The sequence below is a fragment of the Pseudarthrobacter sp. NamE5 genome, from assembly GCF_005796225.1.
Classification (GTDB): Bacteria; Actinomycetota; Actinomycetes; order Actinomycetales; family Micrococcaceae; genus Arthrobacter.
Genome location: NZ_VAHO01000002.1, coordinates 220,531 through 235,507, shown reverse-complemented (window position 1 = coordinate 235,507; position 14,977 = coordinate 220,531). Strand labels below are relative to the sequence as shown.

The 14,977-nt window shown below is 64.2% G+C and carries 13 protein-coding genes; 4 read left to right on the top strand and 9 right to left on the bottom strand.

Translation table 11 applies throughout. From position 1 onward, the window contains the following. Positions 1-186: 186 nt before the first annotated feature. The gene (locus FDW84_RS04295) at positions 187-2,139 is read left to right on the top strand and encodes a M13 family metallopeptidase (protein WP_138606893.1); all 1,953 of its coding nucleotides are present in this window, start codon (positions 187-189) and stop codon (positions 2,137-2,139) included. Between the two features lie 90 nt (positions 2,140-2,229). Here FDW84_RS04295 and FDW84_RS04290 read toward each other — a convergent pair whose 3' ends face one another. The 5 genes from FDW84_RS04290 to FDW84_RS04270 all read right to left on the bottom strand — a co-directional run bounded on the left by FDW84_RS04290 (position 2,230) and on the right by FDW84_RS04270 (position 7,734). After that, positions 2,230-3,747 carry an LCP family protein gene (locus tag FDW84_RS04290; protein WP_240721376.1) on the bottom strand — a complete coding sequence of 506 codons (1,518 nt, stop codon included), beginning with the start codon at positions 3,745-3,747 and terminating at the stop codon, positions 2,230-2,232. Positions 3,748-3,904: 157 nt separating this feature from the next. Then, entirely contained in the window at positions 3,905-4,864 is a 960-nt protein-coding gene (gene era, locus FDW84_RS04285) for a GTPase Era (RefSeq protein WP_138606889.1), read from the bottom strand. Continuing rightward, entirely contained in the window at positions 4,848-6,179 is a 1,332-nt protein-coding gene (locus FDW84_RS04280; RefSeq protein WP_138606887.1) for a hemolysin family protein, read from the bottom strand. The genes era and FDW84_RS04280 overlap by 17 nt, the downstream gene beginning before the upstream one ends. Continuing rightward, positions 6,176-6,649, bottom strand: coding sequence for an rRNA maturation RNase YbeY (gene ybeY, locus FDW84_RS04275; protein ID WP_138606885.1), 474 nt, complete (start codon positions 6,647-6,649; stop codon positions 6,176-6,178). The genes FDW84_RS04280 and ybeY overlap by 4 nt, the downstream gene beginning before the upstream one ends. After that, entirely contained in the window at positions 6,646-7,734 is a 1,089-nt protein-coding gene (locus FDW84_RS04270; RefSeq protein ID WP_138606883.1) for a PhoH family protein, read from the bottom strand. Before FDW84_RS04270 ends, ybeY begins: the two co-directional genes overlap by 4 nt. Before the next feature lie 358 nt (positions 7,735-8,092). On the opposite strand from FDW84_RS04270, the gene FDW84_RS04265 reads away from it, so the two are divergent. Further along, positions 8,093-9,040 carry a GerMN domain-containing protein gene (locus tag FDW84_RS04265; protein WP_138606881.1) on the top strand — a complete coding sequence of 316 codons (948 nt, stop codon included), beginning with the start codon at positions 8,093-8,095 and terminating at the stop codon, positions 9,038-9,040. A 24-nt stretch (positions 9,041-9,064) separates the two neighbouring features. Here FDW84_RS04265 and FDW84_RS04260 read toward each other — a convergent pair whose 3' ends face one another. The 3 genes from FDW84_RS04260 to hrcA all read right to left on the bottom strand — a co-directional run bounded on the left by FDW84_RS04260 (position 9,065) and on the right by hrcA (position 12,069). After that, on the bottom strand, positions 9,065-9,844 hold the full coding sequence (locus FDW84_RS04260) for a 16S rRNA (uracil(1498)-N(3))-methyltransferase (protein ID WP_138606879.1): 780 nt from the start codon (positions 9,842-9,844) through the stop codon (positions 9,065-9,067). A gap of 2 nt (positions 9,845-9,846) precedes the next feature. Then, on the bottom strand, positions 9,847-10,974 hold the full coding sequence (dnaJ, locus tag FDW84_RS04255; protein WP_138606877.1) for a molecular chaperone DnaJ: 1,128 nt from the start codon (positions 10,972-10,974) through the stop codon (positions 9,847-9,849). A gap of 81 nt (positions 10,975-11,055) precedes the next feature. Further along, the gene (gene hrcA / locus FDW84_RS04250; protein WP_138606875.1) at positions 11,056-12,069 is read right to left on the bottom strand and encodes a heat-inducible transcriptional repressor HrcA; all 1,014 of its coding nucleotides are present in this window, start codon (positions 12,067-12,069) and stop codon (positions 11,056-11,058) included. Positions 12,070-12,244: 175 nt separating this feature from the next. On the opposite strand from hrcA, the gene FDW84_RS04245 reads away from it, so the two are divergent. Both FDW84_RS04245 and FDW84_RS04240 read left to right on the top strand, forming a co-directional pair. Continuing rightward, the gene (locus FDW84_RS04245; protein ID WP_138606872.1) at positions 12,245-13,099 is read left to right on the top strand and encodes a DUF3097 domain-containing protein; all 855 of its coding nucleotides are present in this window, start codon (positions 12,245-12,247) and stop codon (positions 13,097-13,099) included. 152 nt (positions 13,100-13,251) lie between these two features. Further along, complete coding sequence (locus FDW84_RS04240) at positions 13,252-13,671, top strand: DUF4870 domain-containing protein (RefSeq protein ID WP_138606870.1); 420 nt, start codon at positions 13,252-13,254, stop codon at positions 13,669-13,671. A 73-nt stretch (positions 13,672-13,744) separates the two neighbouring features. Here the strand turns inward: FDW84_RS04240 and hemW are convergent, their stop codons facing one another. After that, positions 13,745-14,974 (bottom strand): radical SAM family heme chaperone HemW, encoded by a 1,230-nt coding sequence (gene hemW, locus FDW84_RS04235; protein WP_138606868.1) that lies wholly within the window; start codon positions 14,972-14,974, stop codon positions 13,745-13,747. Positions 14,975-14,977 lie beyond the last annotated feature (3 nt).

Genomic DNA, 14,977 nt, shown 5'->3' with positions numbered 1-14,977 from the left:
GGTGGGCCTTGCGCTAGATCGCGTCTGAGGCCTCGCCGCGGCAGCTAAGAAGAAGGAGCTCTGCACGCACCTTTTGAGGGTAACACGGGTGCGTAAGATGAAAGGGCACTACCGTCAGCAAAGTCCACCATGCAGACGCTGCGCGGGGAATTTTCCCTGCATGGCTCTTCATCAAAAGGAGTTTCAGTGCCCATTTCGGGGATCGACCTGTCCACCATCGACCACACGGTCCGACCGCAGGATGACCTTTACCAGCACGTCAACGGAGCATGGCTGAAGGCCACGGAGATCCCCGATGACCGGCCGCTCGAGGGGACCTTCACGGCCCTCCGCGACGGTTCCGAGATCGCGGTCCGCGACATCATTGAGGAAGCAGCCGCCAAGGGTGACGCCGCCACCGGGATCGAGCGCAAGATCGGCGACCTGTACACCAGCTTCATGGACGAGGCCGCAGTGGAAGCCAAGGGTATGGAACCGATCCGTGGGCGCCTCGCGGAGGTTTTTGCCACCACCTCAGTGGCGGAACTCGTCGCCCTGGCCGGGCGGCTGTTCCGGGCCGATGTTGGCGGACTCTTCTACATCTACCCGGCGCCGGACGCCGGCAACCCGGACCGGGTGCTGCTGTATACCGGGCAGGGCGGCCTCGGACTTCCGGATGAGTCCTACTACCGGGAAGAAAAGTTCGTCCCGATGGTCACGGCCTATACCGGGCACGTGCAGACAATGCTGGGTCTGGCGGGGGTTGCCGATGCGGGTGCCGCTGCAAAGCGTGTGGTGCAGCTGGAAACCAAGCTGGCGTCCCACCACTGGGACAACGTCACCCTGCGCAACCCGCAAAAGACCTACAACCTGAGAACGGCGGAGGAGGCGTCCGAACTGTTCCCGCTGCTGGGCACTTGGTTCGATGCTGCAGGGATCGACAAGGAAAAGCGGCAGGAGATTGTGGTGAGCACTCCGCCGTTCTTTGACGGCGCAGCCGCCCTCCTGGATTCAGAACCGCTCGAGCACTGGCAGGAATGGCTTGCCATGCGGGTGGTAAGTGCAGCGGCTCCGTACCTCTCCTCAGCCTTCGTGAGTGCAAATTTCGCGTTCTACGGAACGACTATCAGCGGCACACCCCGGAACAAGGACCGCTGGAAGCGGGGCGTAGCCGTCGTCGAGGCGGCCCTGGGCGAGGCTGTTGGCCAGATCTATGTCTCCCGGCACTTTCCCGAGTCACATAAAGCGCGGATGCAGACGCTCGTTACCAACCTCATCGAGGCTTACCGCCAGAGCATCACTGCTGTTGGCTGGATGGGTGAGGCCACGAAGGCGGAGGCACTCCGCAAACTGGAGGGATTCCGGGCGAAGATCGGCTACCCGGAGAAGTGGATTGACTACTCTGCCGTTGCGATCGACCCCGCCGACCTGCTGGGCAACGTAGAGCGGGCGCACAACGCTGATGTAGAGCGCCACCTTGACGAAGTGGGCAAGCCGGTGGACCGCAGCAAATGGCTGATGACGCCACAGACCGTGAACGCTTACTACCACCCGATGATGAACGAGATAGTGTTCCCGGCGGCGATCCTGCAGCCACCGTTCTTCACCGCCGATGCCGACGACGCCGTGAACTATGGCGGTATCGGTGCCGTGATCGGTCATGAGATCGGCCACGGCTTCGACGACCAGGGGTCGCAGTTCGACGGCGGCGGGGCACTGCGGAACTGGTGGTCGGAGGAGGACCGCCAGGCGTTCGAAAAGCTCACCGCGCAGCTGGTGGCCCAGTTCGAAGTGTTGTCACCTTCGGCAGCTCCTGGCCACAACGTCAACGGCCGCCTCACCTTGGGCGAAAACATCGGCGACCTTGCAGGATTGACCATCGCCTACAAGGCCTACCGGATCAGCCTGGACGGGGAGGAACCGGAGGTGCTGGACGGCCTGACCGGGGAGCAGCGTTTCTTTGCTTCGTGGGCGGCTGGCTGGCGCCAGGTCATCAGGCCGGAGGAGGCCATCCGGCGCCTGGCGACGGACCCGCACTCCCCCAATGAGTTCCGCACCAACGCCATCGCAAAGAACCTGGACGCCTTCCACGAAGCGTTCGATGTCACCGAGCAGGACGGTATGTGGATGCCGCCCGCGGAGCGCGTGAGCATCTGGTAGCAGGACCCGCAGTGGGGCCCGCCGTCTGGCGGGCCCCACTGTCTTTAACCGGGCCAGTGTGGCCGGTCTCCCGCTGGCCGGGCCGGGAAGCTAACCCTGGACGATAAGCGCCGGATTCGCCTGCTGGCAGGAGGCATCGCCGGCGGTCTGGTTGACGATGTTCTCAGGCAGTGCCGGTGCCGCTCCGTAGGCAGTGCCCGTGGCGAAGTCCGTGCCAAGATAAACCTGCACGCCGGATACCGCAGGTGCCTGGACCATCTGCCCGGCTGGGATGCCCAGCAGGGCGGCAACGTCCGCTGCGACAGCGGCATAGTCAGGACCGTAATAGACCACAGACTGCTCAACCGCGGCCGCCTCGTACTGGGCTGCCAGGCTGAATCCCCCAGAAACCAGCGCCTGCACAATTTCCTGCGCCCGGCCAGGGACACCGGACCCGTTGGCCACCGTCACCGGTTGCAGCGCCTTGTCGTAAGGCGGCAGGGGTGGAGCCGTCTCTGTCGGCGCGGCTGACGGCGGAGCCGCCGTTTCCGTTGGAGCGGGGGTGGCAGGGGCGGTCGGATCGGTCAGATCCACGTCCTCGCGCAGGGCGGCAAAGAGCTGCGAGCCAGCCGGCTCGGCGATCTGGAGCCGGTTGATGTCGGCAACTGCCGGCATGGTAGGTACGGCGACAAAAGCGACCTTGCTGATGTCAATGTCCTTGAGCCGGTTGCCGATGGTCATCAGGGTGGGCACGGATGCCAAGCCCTCATCCACGGTCAGGTTTTGAGTCACCACGTCAGCAATCTTCAGCATCTTGCCGGGATCGGACAGCGTGCCGTCGTCCTTGATCTTACGGGTCAAGGCTGACAGGAAGCCCTGCTGGGCCTTGATCCGGCCCAGGTCACCGCCGTCAGCGAAAGCGTGGCGTGTCCGCAGGAAGGCCAGGGCCATCTCGCCTTGCACGGCGGAGGTACCGGCAGGCAGCCGGAGCCGCGAATCAGGGTCGTAGACGGCATCACTGATGCACACTTCCACGCCTCCGACGGCATTGGACAACTCCTTGACCGCATTGAAGTCGGCCATCATGAAGTGGTCCACCTCCAGCCCGGTGAGCTGGTTGACGGTGTCCACGGCGCAACCGATGCCTGCCTCAGCCATGGCTTCGTTGATCATTACGCCGCTGCGGGCCGGATACACCCGGTCGGTTTCCTCATCCCTGCACTCCGGAATGTCCACCAACAGGTCCCGGGGAAAGCTGATCACGCTCACGCGCTCGTTGTCCTCGGAGATGTCCATCAGCATCATGACATCCGATTTGCCATAGCCCCTGGAATCGTCCGCTGTTCCGTACTCGGCGTTCTTACCGTCGCGCGTATCCGAGCCAAGGATCAGGATCTGCATGCGTCCGGTGGCATCGCTGACCGACTCGGTGTTGCTGCCGCCTGCATTCAGCGGGGCTTTGGAGATGTTGTTCTGAAGGCGCAGGTACCAGAAGCCTGCGAACGCCAGGCCGCCCACGAGGACGAGTGCGAGGAAGGCAGTGACGGCCTTGAGCCAAACGGGCTTACCCCGGAGGGGGCCAAGATGACGGGCTGCTCCAACGGCACCGTCCCCGGTGTGGCGGGACACGGGGCCCCTCCCGTTTGGCACATCGGACCCGTTGTCGCGTCTATCGCGGCCTAACCCCACGTGCAGAACCTTCCTCTAAATACGAAATCCGGTCCATTTTAGTGGTCCAGGCTGGGAAAACGCCGGGTGGCACGTGCCAGTACCCGGTAGGAGTGGATCAGAAGCCCAGCTTCACCAGCTGTTTCGGGTCCCGCTGCCAGTCCTTTGCCACCTTCACATGCAGGTCAAGATAGATGCGCGTACCCAAAAGCGCTTCGATGCCCTTGCGGGCGTTGGTGCCTACTTCCCGGAGCCTGCTGCCACCCTTGCCGATGATGATTGCCTTCTGTGACGGGCGTTCCACGTACAGGTTGACCCGGACATCCAGGAGCGGGTTGTCCTCAGGCCGGTCCTCGCGGGGAACAATCTCCTCCACCACTACGGCCAGCGAGTGGGGCAGCTCATCCCGGACGCCTTCCAGCGCCGCTTCGCGGATGAGTTCCGCCACCATCACAGCCTCCGGCTCGTCGGTGAGTTCACCGTCCGGATACAGCGGAGGCGACGGCGGCATGTGGCTAATGAGGACCTCTGCCACGGTATCCACCTGGAACCCATCGCTGGCGGAGACAGGAACGATGTCCTTCCAGCCCTCCTCCCCCATTACTTCCCGGCCGAGTTCAGCCACGGCCAGCAACTGCCCGGTCAGGGCCTGCCGGTCCACCAGGTCGGCTTTGGTGACGATGGCGATAACAGGCTTGCGGCCGACAGCGGCCAGCTGGGCGGCAATGAATTTGTCCCCCGGGCCGATTCTTTCATTCGCCGGCAGGCAGAACCCGATCGCGTCCACCTCGGCCAGCGTGTCGGCAACGAGCTCGTTCAGCCGCTTGCCCAGGAGCGTGCGCGGGCGGTGGAGCCCGGGCGTGTCCACCAGGATCAGCTGGGCATCCTCCCGGTGGACGATGCCACGGATGGTGTGGCGCGTGGTTTGCGGTTTGGCGGAAGTGATGGCCACTTTCTTGCCCACCAGCGCATTGGTCAGGGTGGACTTGCCGGCGTTGGGGCGGCCCACCAGGACGGAGAAGCCAGCCCGGAAACCGCCGAAATCGTCCTGGTTTTCGGCCCTATTTTTCTTGCTCACGTGAAACTCCCTGCTGGGTTGCTTCCGCCTCTTCGAAGAGGTCTTCAAGGTCAGTGTCTTCTTTTGCCAGCGGCGCCGCAATGATGTGGCTGACGCGGTTGCGGCGGCCTTCCAGCCTGTCCGCCCGCAGCGACACACCCTGGACTTCCACGGTGCTGCCCACGATCGGAACCCGGCCGAGTGCTTTGGCGAGCAGACCGCCGACGGTGTCCACTTCGTCGTCGTCCAGCTCAACGTCGAAAAGTTCACCCAGGTCATCTATGCCCATGCGGGCACTGACCCGGTAAGAGCCGTCGCCAAGTTCAACGGCCTCGGCGCTTTCCGTGTCGTATTCGTCGACAATCTCGCCGACGATTTCCTCTATGAGGTCCTCGAGGGTGACCAGGCCGGCAGTCCCACCGTATTCGTCGATAACGATGGCCACGTGCGTCGACTCTTTCTGGAGCTCGCGGAGGAGGTCGCTTACGGGTTTCGATTCGGGTACGTACCGTACTTCCCGGGCGAGGGAATCCACCAGCGGGGGTTCCTCGTTCGGTCCCAGCTCGTGGATGGCCGCTGCAACATCCTTGAGGTAGATGATGCCAAGAATCTGGTCGGTACTTTCACCGATGACCGGGATCCTGGAATAGCCGGAGCGAAGGAAAAGGGACATGGCCTGGCGCAGGCTCGATCCCGCTTCAATGGTGAGGATGTCCGTCCTGGGCACCATGACAGCCCGGACCAGTGTGTCTCCGAAGTCGAAGACCGACTGGATCATTTCCGCTTCGGTGTCCTCGATCATGTCCGACTCGCTGGCGCGCTCCACGAGCTCGCGAAACTCCTGCTCGCTGAAAAAGGCTTCGTCTCCACCGGGGGCGCCGGGGGCGGCCGAGCTTCCAAGCCTCACAAGCCAGGCCGGGATGGGGCCCAGGACCCAGGTGAGGAAACGGATCAACGGTGCGGTGAAGCGGACGACGGCGGCCGAGTGGAGCCTGCCAAGCTGCCGTGGGGACACTCCCACGATGACAAAGCCCAGCAGAGCCATGATGCCGGTGGCAGCCAGGCCGGCGAGCCACGCATTGTCCAGCAGGCTGTACAGCAGGACGGCAACGGCAACGGCGGAAGCCATCTCAAACCAAATTCGCCAGAAACGCAGGGCACGAATGTGCGCCACAGGCTGGGCGAGGATCCGCCGCAGTGCGTTGCCGCGGCTTTTGAGCAGTGCTTCCTCGGCGTCGTGGCGCGGAATGAAGTTGAAGGCGGCCTCGGCCGCGGTCAGCACGGCCGCCACAGCCAGGAAAGCCAAGGCCATGGCGACGAGGAGCAGTGGCGTCACTGGGTGGTCTCGGCAGGAGCTTCTTTACCCGTGAAGCCGGACAGCAACTCGCGCTGGAGCCCGAACATCTCTGCCTTTTCCTCGGGTTCGGCATGGTCGTAACCGAGCAGGTGCAGGATGCCGTGCGTCGTCAGCAGGAGCATCTCCTCCTGCAGGGGATGGCCGGCGTTCCGGGCCTGCACCCTGGCCACCTGCGGACAAATGGCGATGTCGCCGAGCATGCCTTGGGGCGTTGGCCGGTCGGGAGTGCCGGGAGTGAGTTCATCCATGGGCACGGACAGGACGTCAGTGGAACCTGGCTCATCCATGAGTTCGATGTGGAGCTTCTCCATGGCCGGCTCATCCACCAGGAGGATGGACAGCTCGGCCTGCGGATGGATGTAGAGCTGTTCGAAAATGTACCGGGACAACGCTACGAGTTCTGCTTCATCCACCTGGACGCCGGACTCATTGTTGACCTCGATGCTCACGCGTGTTCCCCCCGTTTGCCGCTGCCCGCCGAGTGCTTCACCCGGCTGCGCTGGACGTCATCCCAAACACTGTAGGCGTGGACGATGTCCCCTACGAGCCGGTGCCGGACGACGTCGGCAGCGTCCAGTACCGAGAAGTTGACTCCCTCGATGCCCTGCAGGATCTCCTCCACAATGCGGAGCCCCGAGCGGGTTCCGAATGGCAGGTCAACCTGGGTGACGTCGCCGGTGACCACCATCTTGGAACCGAACCCAAGCCTTGTCAGGAACATCTTCATCTGTTCAGGGGTGGTGTTCTGTGCCTCATCAAGGATGATGAAGGCGTCGTTCAGGGTCCGTCCACGCATGTAGGCAAGGGGAGCAACCTCGATGGTCCCGGCAGCCATCAGCCTGGGGATGGACTCGGGGTCCATCATGTCGTGCAGGGCATCGTACAGCGGGCGCAGGTAGGGATCGATCTTGTCGCTCAGGGTTCCGGGAAGGAATCCCAGCCGCTCCCCCGCTTCCACCGCCGGGCGCGTCAGGATGATGCGGCTGACCTCTTTCTGCTGCAGGGCCTGGACTGCTTTTGCCATCGCCAGGTAGGTCTTGCCTGTTCCCGCCGGGCCGATGCCGAAAATCACCGTATTGTCGTCGATGGCGTCAACGTAGTTCTTTTGGTTGAGCGTCTTGGGCCGGATGGTTTTTCCGCGGCTCGAAAGAATGTCGTGCGTGAGCACATCCACCGGGTTCTGAAGCGACTGGGTCCGCAGGAGTGCCACGAGTTGCTGCAGCACGGCCGGACTGATCACGGTCCCGCGTGCGACGAGTCCGCGGACCTCGTGGAGGAGCCGCATGATCCGGGGCACGTCGCTGGCCGGCCCCGTAATGGAAAGCTCGTTGCCGCGGACATGGAAGTTCACGTCCGGAAATTGCTCCTCGATGAAACGCAAGGCTTCATCGTGGCTGCCCAGGGACTGGACCATCTGATCGGAGTTGTCGAAAAGGACTACCTCGGTACGGCTGCCGGGGAGGGAATGGGGAAATTCCCCCGCAGCGCCTTCTCCCGTGTTGAGCCGACGCTTTCCATTCGCTGATTCAGTCATGGTGTTGGCCCGCAGGCCCGTAATCCCCTCAAGTCCGAAAACAATGACACCGCCGGGAGCCGGCGAGCCGTCCGGTTCGCCTTCCCCAACGATCCTTCTATCTTACGCCAGGACAACGTCAACACTTGATACCCGGAAGCGCAGCAGCGGTGAAGGATGCTGCTTCAGGAAGGGCAGCATCTGTGGTTAGGTATCAACTTCATATCGTCCTCATATCGTTCGCGTTGCAGTTCAACGCCGGGAGGCGCTGAACTGCAAACTGGCACAGCACCCTGTGCCATGCTGGAAATCCAGCTTGCGCTGGGAACCGCCGCTTTGGGGAGCGGCCCGCGATGCACGAAAGGATTGGGCAACAAAAGTGGCGGAAACTGCTGCGCCCCGAAGGGCAGGACGGGATGGCGGCCGCGTGCGCCCGGCCCTCCTGGCTGCAGTTCTGGCCGTAGTCCCGCTGCTGTCGGGCTGCCTTGTTGACCCGGATCCTTCCCCCACTGAGGCCCTTACGTCGAGTCCAGCAGTCACCGGCACGGCGCCCTCCACCAGCGCGCCCCTGGAAACGACCCAGTCATCCAACAAGGCGCCGGTGTACTGGATTGGCCGCACCAGCAGCAACGTTTTCCTGTTCCGGGAGTTCAGGGATGTTCCCGACCAGGAGAACCCTGTGACGCGGGCATTGCGGGCCATGATGTCCGAGAAGCCCCTGGACCCGGACTTCTTCACCCCGTGGCAGAACCCCAGCAAGCTGGCCACTTCCATTTCAGGCAAGGATGTCATCACGGTGGATGTTTCCGAGGACGCCTTCAACAGCAACCTCGACGCCGGCATGGCGGCGCGTGCCATCCAGCAGCTCGTGTACACAGCCACTGCCGCGGCTGCCAGTTCAGGGCTTATCGACTCCGGGCAACAGATGCGGGTGCGGATCCTGGTGGACGGACACACGGATTACCTTGCTTTTGGCCATGTCCAGCTGGGCGATCTGATGGCAAGGGGTGCCGGCATGGTGGCCCCCGTGTGGATTATCGATCCCCAGGAAGACTCCGAGCTCCCTGCCGGAAGTGTCAAGGTCACGGGGCGCAGTACCTCGCCGGGCGGGAAAGTCCGCTGGCAGGTCCTGCGGGCTGAAGAAAACGGCACCAAGGCTCCGTTCGTCACCGGAGAAGCAGCAGCAGCCGCTGAGGCTGCCCAAGCGGGGGTTTTCACCCTGGCCCTTACGCTGCCGGCCGGCGAGTACGAACTGCGGGTGGCCCAGGCCGATACCGCGGACCAGCCTGACCCGAATGAAGACTCACGGAGTTTCAAAGTCCGCTAGCGGGCAGGTCCGCGGTTGATACGGCTAGCGGTCAGGAGCAGCCCAGCGGCCCAGCACGTCGCTGGCAAGGACGACGGCGGCAGGTCCGGCGGTGGATGAGCGCAACACATGGTGCCCCAGCAGTGCCGTGACGGCGCCCTTCCCGCAGAGGCGGGTTACCTCGCGCGGACTGATGCCACCTTCCGGTCCCACGATCAGCAGCACTTCCCGGGGTTCCGATCCGTTTGGAAACTTCCAGGCTTCCAGCACGGTGCGCAAAGGCCGCACGGCGTCCTCATGCAGGATGACGGCAAGCTCCCCGGCCTCCACAAGTCCCGCCAGCCCGGCAGTGTCCACCGCTGGCCGGACCTCCGGCACCCACGACCGCCGCGCCTGCTTTGCAGCTGCGGTGACGACGGACTGCCACTTGGCGTGCGCCTTGGCTGCCCGGTCGCCCTTCCAGCGGACAATGGATCTTTCGGACTGCCACGGTATGACGGCGTCAATCCCGAGTTCGGTGGCCGTCTCGATGGCCAGTTCGTCCCTGTCACCTTTTGCCAGGGCCTGAACCAGCACCAGCCTGATGCGGGGCCTTTCCTCAATGGCCAGGGACGTGCACTCAACTTCGAGGCTGCCGGCCGACGCCGTGAGCACCCTTCCGCTCATCCGCGTTCCGGCGCCATCCACGATGTCGACGTACTCATGGGGTGCGAGCCGTTTCACTGTGACGGCGTGCCGGGCCTCGGGCCCTTCCAGGAGGAAGATTCCGCCTGGTGCCACCTGCCCCAATGTCCCGGGAGGGGCGAAAAAGACGGGGTTGCTCACCGCTACAGGTTACCGAGCCGGTCACGGAGCTTGGCAAACATGCCTCCGCTGGCCGCCAGCTTGCCCTCCGTGATCTGCTCTCCACGCATCTTGGCCAGCTGCCGCAGGAGCTCTTCCTGGGCGGCGTCAAGCTTGGCCGGCGTCTCAACCTGAAGATGCACTTTGAGGTCCCCGCGGCCGTAGCCGCGCAAATGGGTCACTCCGAGTCCGCGCAGAGTGATGATTTCTCCCGACTGGGTGCCGGGCTTGACGTCGATTTCCTGGGGTCCGTCGAAGGTTTCAAGGCTCACCTCGGTGCCCAGGGCAGCTGCCGTCATAGGGATATGCAGGGTTGCGTGAAGGTCGTCGTTGTCCCGGACGTATGTGGGGTCGTTGTTGACGCGGATCTCTACGTAGAGGTCCCCCGCGGGTCCGCCTGCAGGCCCGGCCTCGCCCTGGCCGGCAAGCTGGATGCGGGTTCCGGTGGCCACACCGGCAGGAACCTTGATGGTGAGCGAACGGCGGCTGCGGATCCGTCCCTGGCCGCTGCACTCGTTGCAGGGATCTTTGATGACAGTACCGAAGCCCTCGCAGGTTCCGCAGGGTGCGGCGGTCATGACCTGTCCCAGGATGGAGCGGACGGCACGCTGGACCTGTCCGCTGCCTCCGCAAATGTCACAGCGTTCGGGATGGGTCCCCGGGCGGCAGCACGAACCCTCACAGGTGGGGCAGGTGACGGCAGTATCCACTTCCAGCTTCTTATTGACGCCGAACACAGCGTCGCGGAGTTCGATCCGGACGCTGATAAGCGCGTCCTGGCCGCGCCGGACCCGGGAGGCCGGGCCGGACGTGCCGCCCGCACCAAAGAAGGTGTCGAAAATGTCCTGGAACGCAAATCCCTGGCCGGCGTAGGCGCCGCCCCCAAAACCGTTGTCGGTGCCGTTCTCGTTGCCGGTGGTGTCATACACCCGGCGCTTCTGGGGATCCGATAGAACTTCGTAGGCGTGGGTCACTGCTTTGAAACGGTCGGCTGCCTCTTCCCCGGGATTAACGTCCGGGTGGAGGTTCCTGGCCAGTTTCCGGTAGGCCTTTTTGATCTCTTCTCCCGTGGCCTCCGGTGAGACTCCAAGGACGTCATAGTGGCTGCTCAAAGTTCGTATCTCTTCCTTGTTGTACTGCCTGCAGTTGGACTGCGGGAAATGCTCTGCCTGTCCGGGTGCCGGGTTGTGGTGTCAGGGCCCCAGGATTCGTGAAAGGTAGCGGGCCACTGCCCTGACAGCGGCCATGGTGGTCGGATAGTCCATCCGGGTGGGGCCCAGCACGCCGATTTTCGCTGCGCTGTCCGGGCCGTACCCCGTGGCAACGACGGATGCCTCGGCAAGCCCGTCGTAGGGGTTTTCGCGTCCAATGCTGACAGCTATTCCGCGATGGTCCTGCGCCATCTCACTCAACAGGCGCAGCATGACTACCTGCTCCTCGAGCGCCTCCAGCACCGGGCCTATGCTCAGCGGGAAGTCGACGTTGGACCGCGCCAGGTTTGCCGTGCCGGCCATCACCATCCGCTCCTCGCGGCTGCTGTGGGCAAGGCCTTCAAGCCCGCGCGCCAGCGCCTGCGCAGCCTGCCTTTGCCCCGGGCCCGCCGTGGCCACCACTGCAGGGAGGGACTGGGCGAGCTGGCTGAGCGGGGTACCGGTAAGGGATCCCAGGAAGAGTGAGCGCAGGGCCGCGAGTGCCTCATCCCCCAAGTCCTGGCCGACGTCGATGACCCGCTGTTCGACCTTGCCGCTGTTGGCGATCAGCACCACCAGCACCTTCCGCGGAGCGAGGAGGACGAACTCGATATGGCGCACGAGCGCACGGCTCAGGTGCGGGTACTGGACCACCGCAACCTGGTTGGTCAGCTGGGACAGCAGGCGGACAGTGCGGTCCAGCACATCGTCAAGGTCATCCGATCCTTCCAGCAGCGACTGGATGGCCCGGCGTTCTGCCTGGGACAGCGGCTTGACTGCCGAAATCTGGTCCACGAACAGCCGGTAGCCTTTGTCCGTGGGGATCCGGCCGGCGCTGGTGTGCGGAGCTGTAATCAGGCCCTCTTCCTCCAAGGCGGCCATATCATTCCGGATCGTTGCGCTGGACACGCCAAGATGATGGCGCTCCACCAGGGCCTTCGACCCAACAGGCTCGCGGGAGTGGACGTAGTCCTCCACGATGGCCCGCAGTACTTCCAGTTTGCGTGGCTCGCTCACACTCCACCTCCATCCAGGGTTCGGGCGGCCGCGCCGCCCGCACTGTGCCACCACCACGGTTAGCACTCGACATGCCTCAGTGCTAACAGTCTATTATGACTCGCCCCGTTGCTAGCATTGGTACCGCTCCGGGCGAAATTCCGGACGGTGATCTAGCGCTAGGCGGAGTGAATCCATGCAGTACCAGAACTGGGGACCCCAGGACATGTCCGCCCCGCAAAAGGCCAAACTGCCTGAGGTGCCCGTTGAACGGGGGATGGTGCTGGAGGACGTCCAGTCCGGCTGGGTAGGTGCCGTGACCCGGGTGGAAAAGTCGGGCGGGATGCACGTGGTGGCCCTGGAGGACCGCCGCGGCAAGTCCAGGTCTTTCCGGTTGGGATTTGGGTTCCTCCTTGAAGGCCAGCCCATTGAACTGTTGCCTCCCGCCCCGCGCCAGGCGTCGGGCGCCTCCGTCGCTGCCGGCAGGACCGCCTCCGGCTCCGTCCGTGTGGCCGGCCAGCGTGCCCAGGTAGCCAAGGCAAGCCGCATCTGGGTGGAGGGAAAGCACGACGCCGAACTGGTGGAGAAGGTTTGGGGAGATGACCTGCGGGTGGAAGGCATCGTCGTCGAACCGCTGCATGGCATTGATGACCTCGCGGCAGCGGTGGCCGGGTTCAGGCCCGGCCCGGGCCGGCGGCTGGGCGTACTGGTGGACCACCTGGTGCCCGACTCCAAGGAGTCCCGCATTGCCGACGCTGTGATGGCCTCCCCCGGTGCCGCCGGCAACGTGCTCATTGTGGGGCACCCCTACGTGGACGTTTGGCAGGCTATCCGCCCTGCTGTCCTGGGCATTGAGAAGTGGCCGGTGGTGCCTCGCGGGCAGGACTGGAAAACCGGAATCCTTGCAGCCTTTGGCTGGCCGCATGAAACAAAGGAAGACATCGGCCTGGGATGGCAGAAGCTGCTGGGCGCGGTCCGGACGTACGCCGATCTGGAAGCCTCCCTGCTGGGAAGGGTTGAGGAAGTCATCGACTTCCTGACGGTTCCGTAGCGGCCGCGTTTCGCCGGCCTTGCCGTGCCCGGCGGCAGAAGGGGGCCGGCAGCCAGTATTCTTGGTACTGCGGATCCTGTGACAGTTGCAGGCCGGGCGCATTGCACGAGCACTCTTAGTCAGCACCATTTGCACTTCAGAAGGAACAGACTGTGGCAGAAAACGCACGCGATCACAGGGACAGCCAGGGCGGCCAGGGCCGTTCGGAATACCATGGCGTTCCGGCGAATGCGCTGCCCCTGACAGCCAGCGAAGACCGGCAATGGGCCACCATGGCACATTTCGGCGGCATCCTGGGCTGCGTTCCCGCGCTGCTGATCTACCTGATCTTCCGCGACCGGGGGCCCTTTACGGCGCAGGAGTCCAAAGAGGCGCTGAACTTCAGCCTGCCGCCCACCATAGCGGCAGTGGTGGCCAACATCCTGGTTTTTGTTCCGGTGATCGGCAATGTGTTTGCCGTGATTGCCACCCTCATCTGGATCGCGCTGACCTGCTACTCGGTTGCGGCCGGCATCCACGTCAACCGCGGTCAGCCGCACCGGTACCAGTACAACCTCCGCTGGATCAAGTAGCGAAGGCAACATTTCGGGGTCACGCCCGCAGGGCTCCCCGGCAGCTTGCGAGTGCTGGGAAGGGATCTCCGCGTCAGTCCGGCAGGACTCTGCGGACCACCGCATCTGCCAGCAGCCTGCCCTGAAGCGTGAGGACCAGCTTGCCCCGAAACGCTGCTGCGGGATCCACCAGCCCGTCCGCGATCAGCCCGGCAACCTCGTGCCGCCCCGGCGAACTCAGCGTCGAAATATCGAGGCCGGACCGGAGGCGCACCTCAAGCAACACGCGTTCAACGTTCCGCGTTTCCTGGTCCAGGGTCTCCCTGCCTGCTGCCGGTGAAAGGCCCTGTGCCAGGCGCCCGGCATAGGCTGTGGGGTGTTTGACGTTCCACCAGCGGACGCCCCCGACGTGGGAATGGGCGCCTGGTCCGATCCCCCACCAGTCCTCGCCGCGCCAATAGGCGAGGTTGTGCCGGCAGGCGTGCTCCGGCGTCCGTGCCCAGTTGCTGACCTCATACCAGCCCAGGCCGGCTTCGGTGATCAGCTGGTCGGCGAGTTCGTACTTGTCGGCGTGGTCGTCGTCGTCGATTCCGGGGACTTCGCCACGGCGGATCTGGGCCGCCAGCTTGGTGCCGTCCTCCACGATCAGGGCGTAGGCACTGATGTGGTCAGGTTGGTAGGACAGCGCGGTTTCCAACGAAAGCCGCCAGTCGGCGAGGGACTCCCCCGGCGTGCCGTAAATCAGGTCCAGGCTCACGTCCAGGCCGGCTTCCCGTGCCCACCGGACCACTTGGGGAACCCGGCTTGGGGTGTGCGTACGGTCCAGGACCTTGAGGACGTGCGGGACGGCGGACTGCATGCCGAACGAGACCCGGGTAAAGCCCGCCTCCTTGAGGACCGCAAGCGACTCAGGGGTAACGGAATCCGGGTTGGCTTCGGTAGTGACCTCTGCGCCCTCCTCAAGCCCCCATTGTCCAATGGCCGTGCGAAGGATCACGGCCAGGTCACCGGCGGGGAGCAGCGTGGGGGTTCCCCCGCCGAAGAACACTGTCCCCAGCTTCCGCTGGGGAAGGCCCGACTGGGCAAGGACCTTTGCCGCGAACGCCACTTCTGATGACGCGGTGGCCGCATAGGCGTCCTGTGAGGCACCGCCCCCGAGTTCGGTGGCAGTGTACGTGTTGAAATCGCAGTAACCGCAGCGGACTGCGCAAAACGGGATGTGAACATACAGCCCGAACGAGCGGTCCGCCGCACCGTCTGTAGCCTGTCCGGGCAGCAGGCCGTCCGACGGCGCAGGGTCGCCAAGGGGAAGGGTGCTAGGCATTGC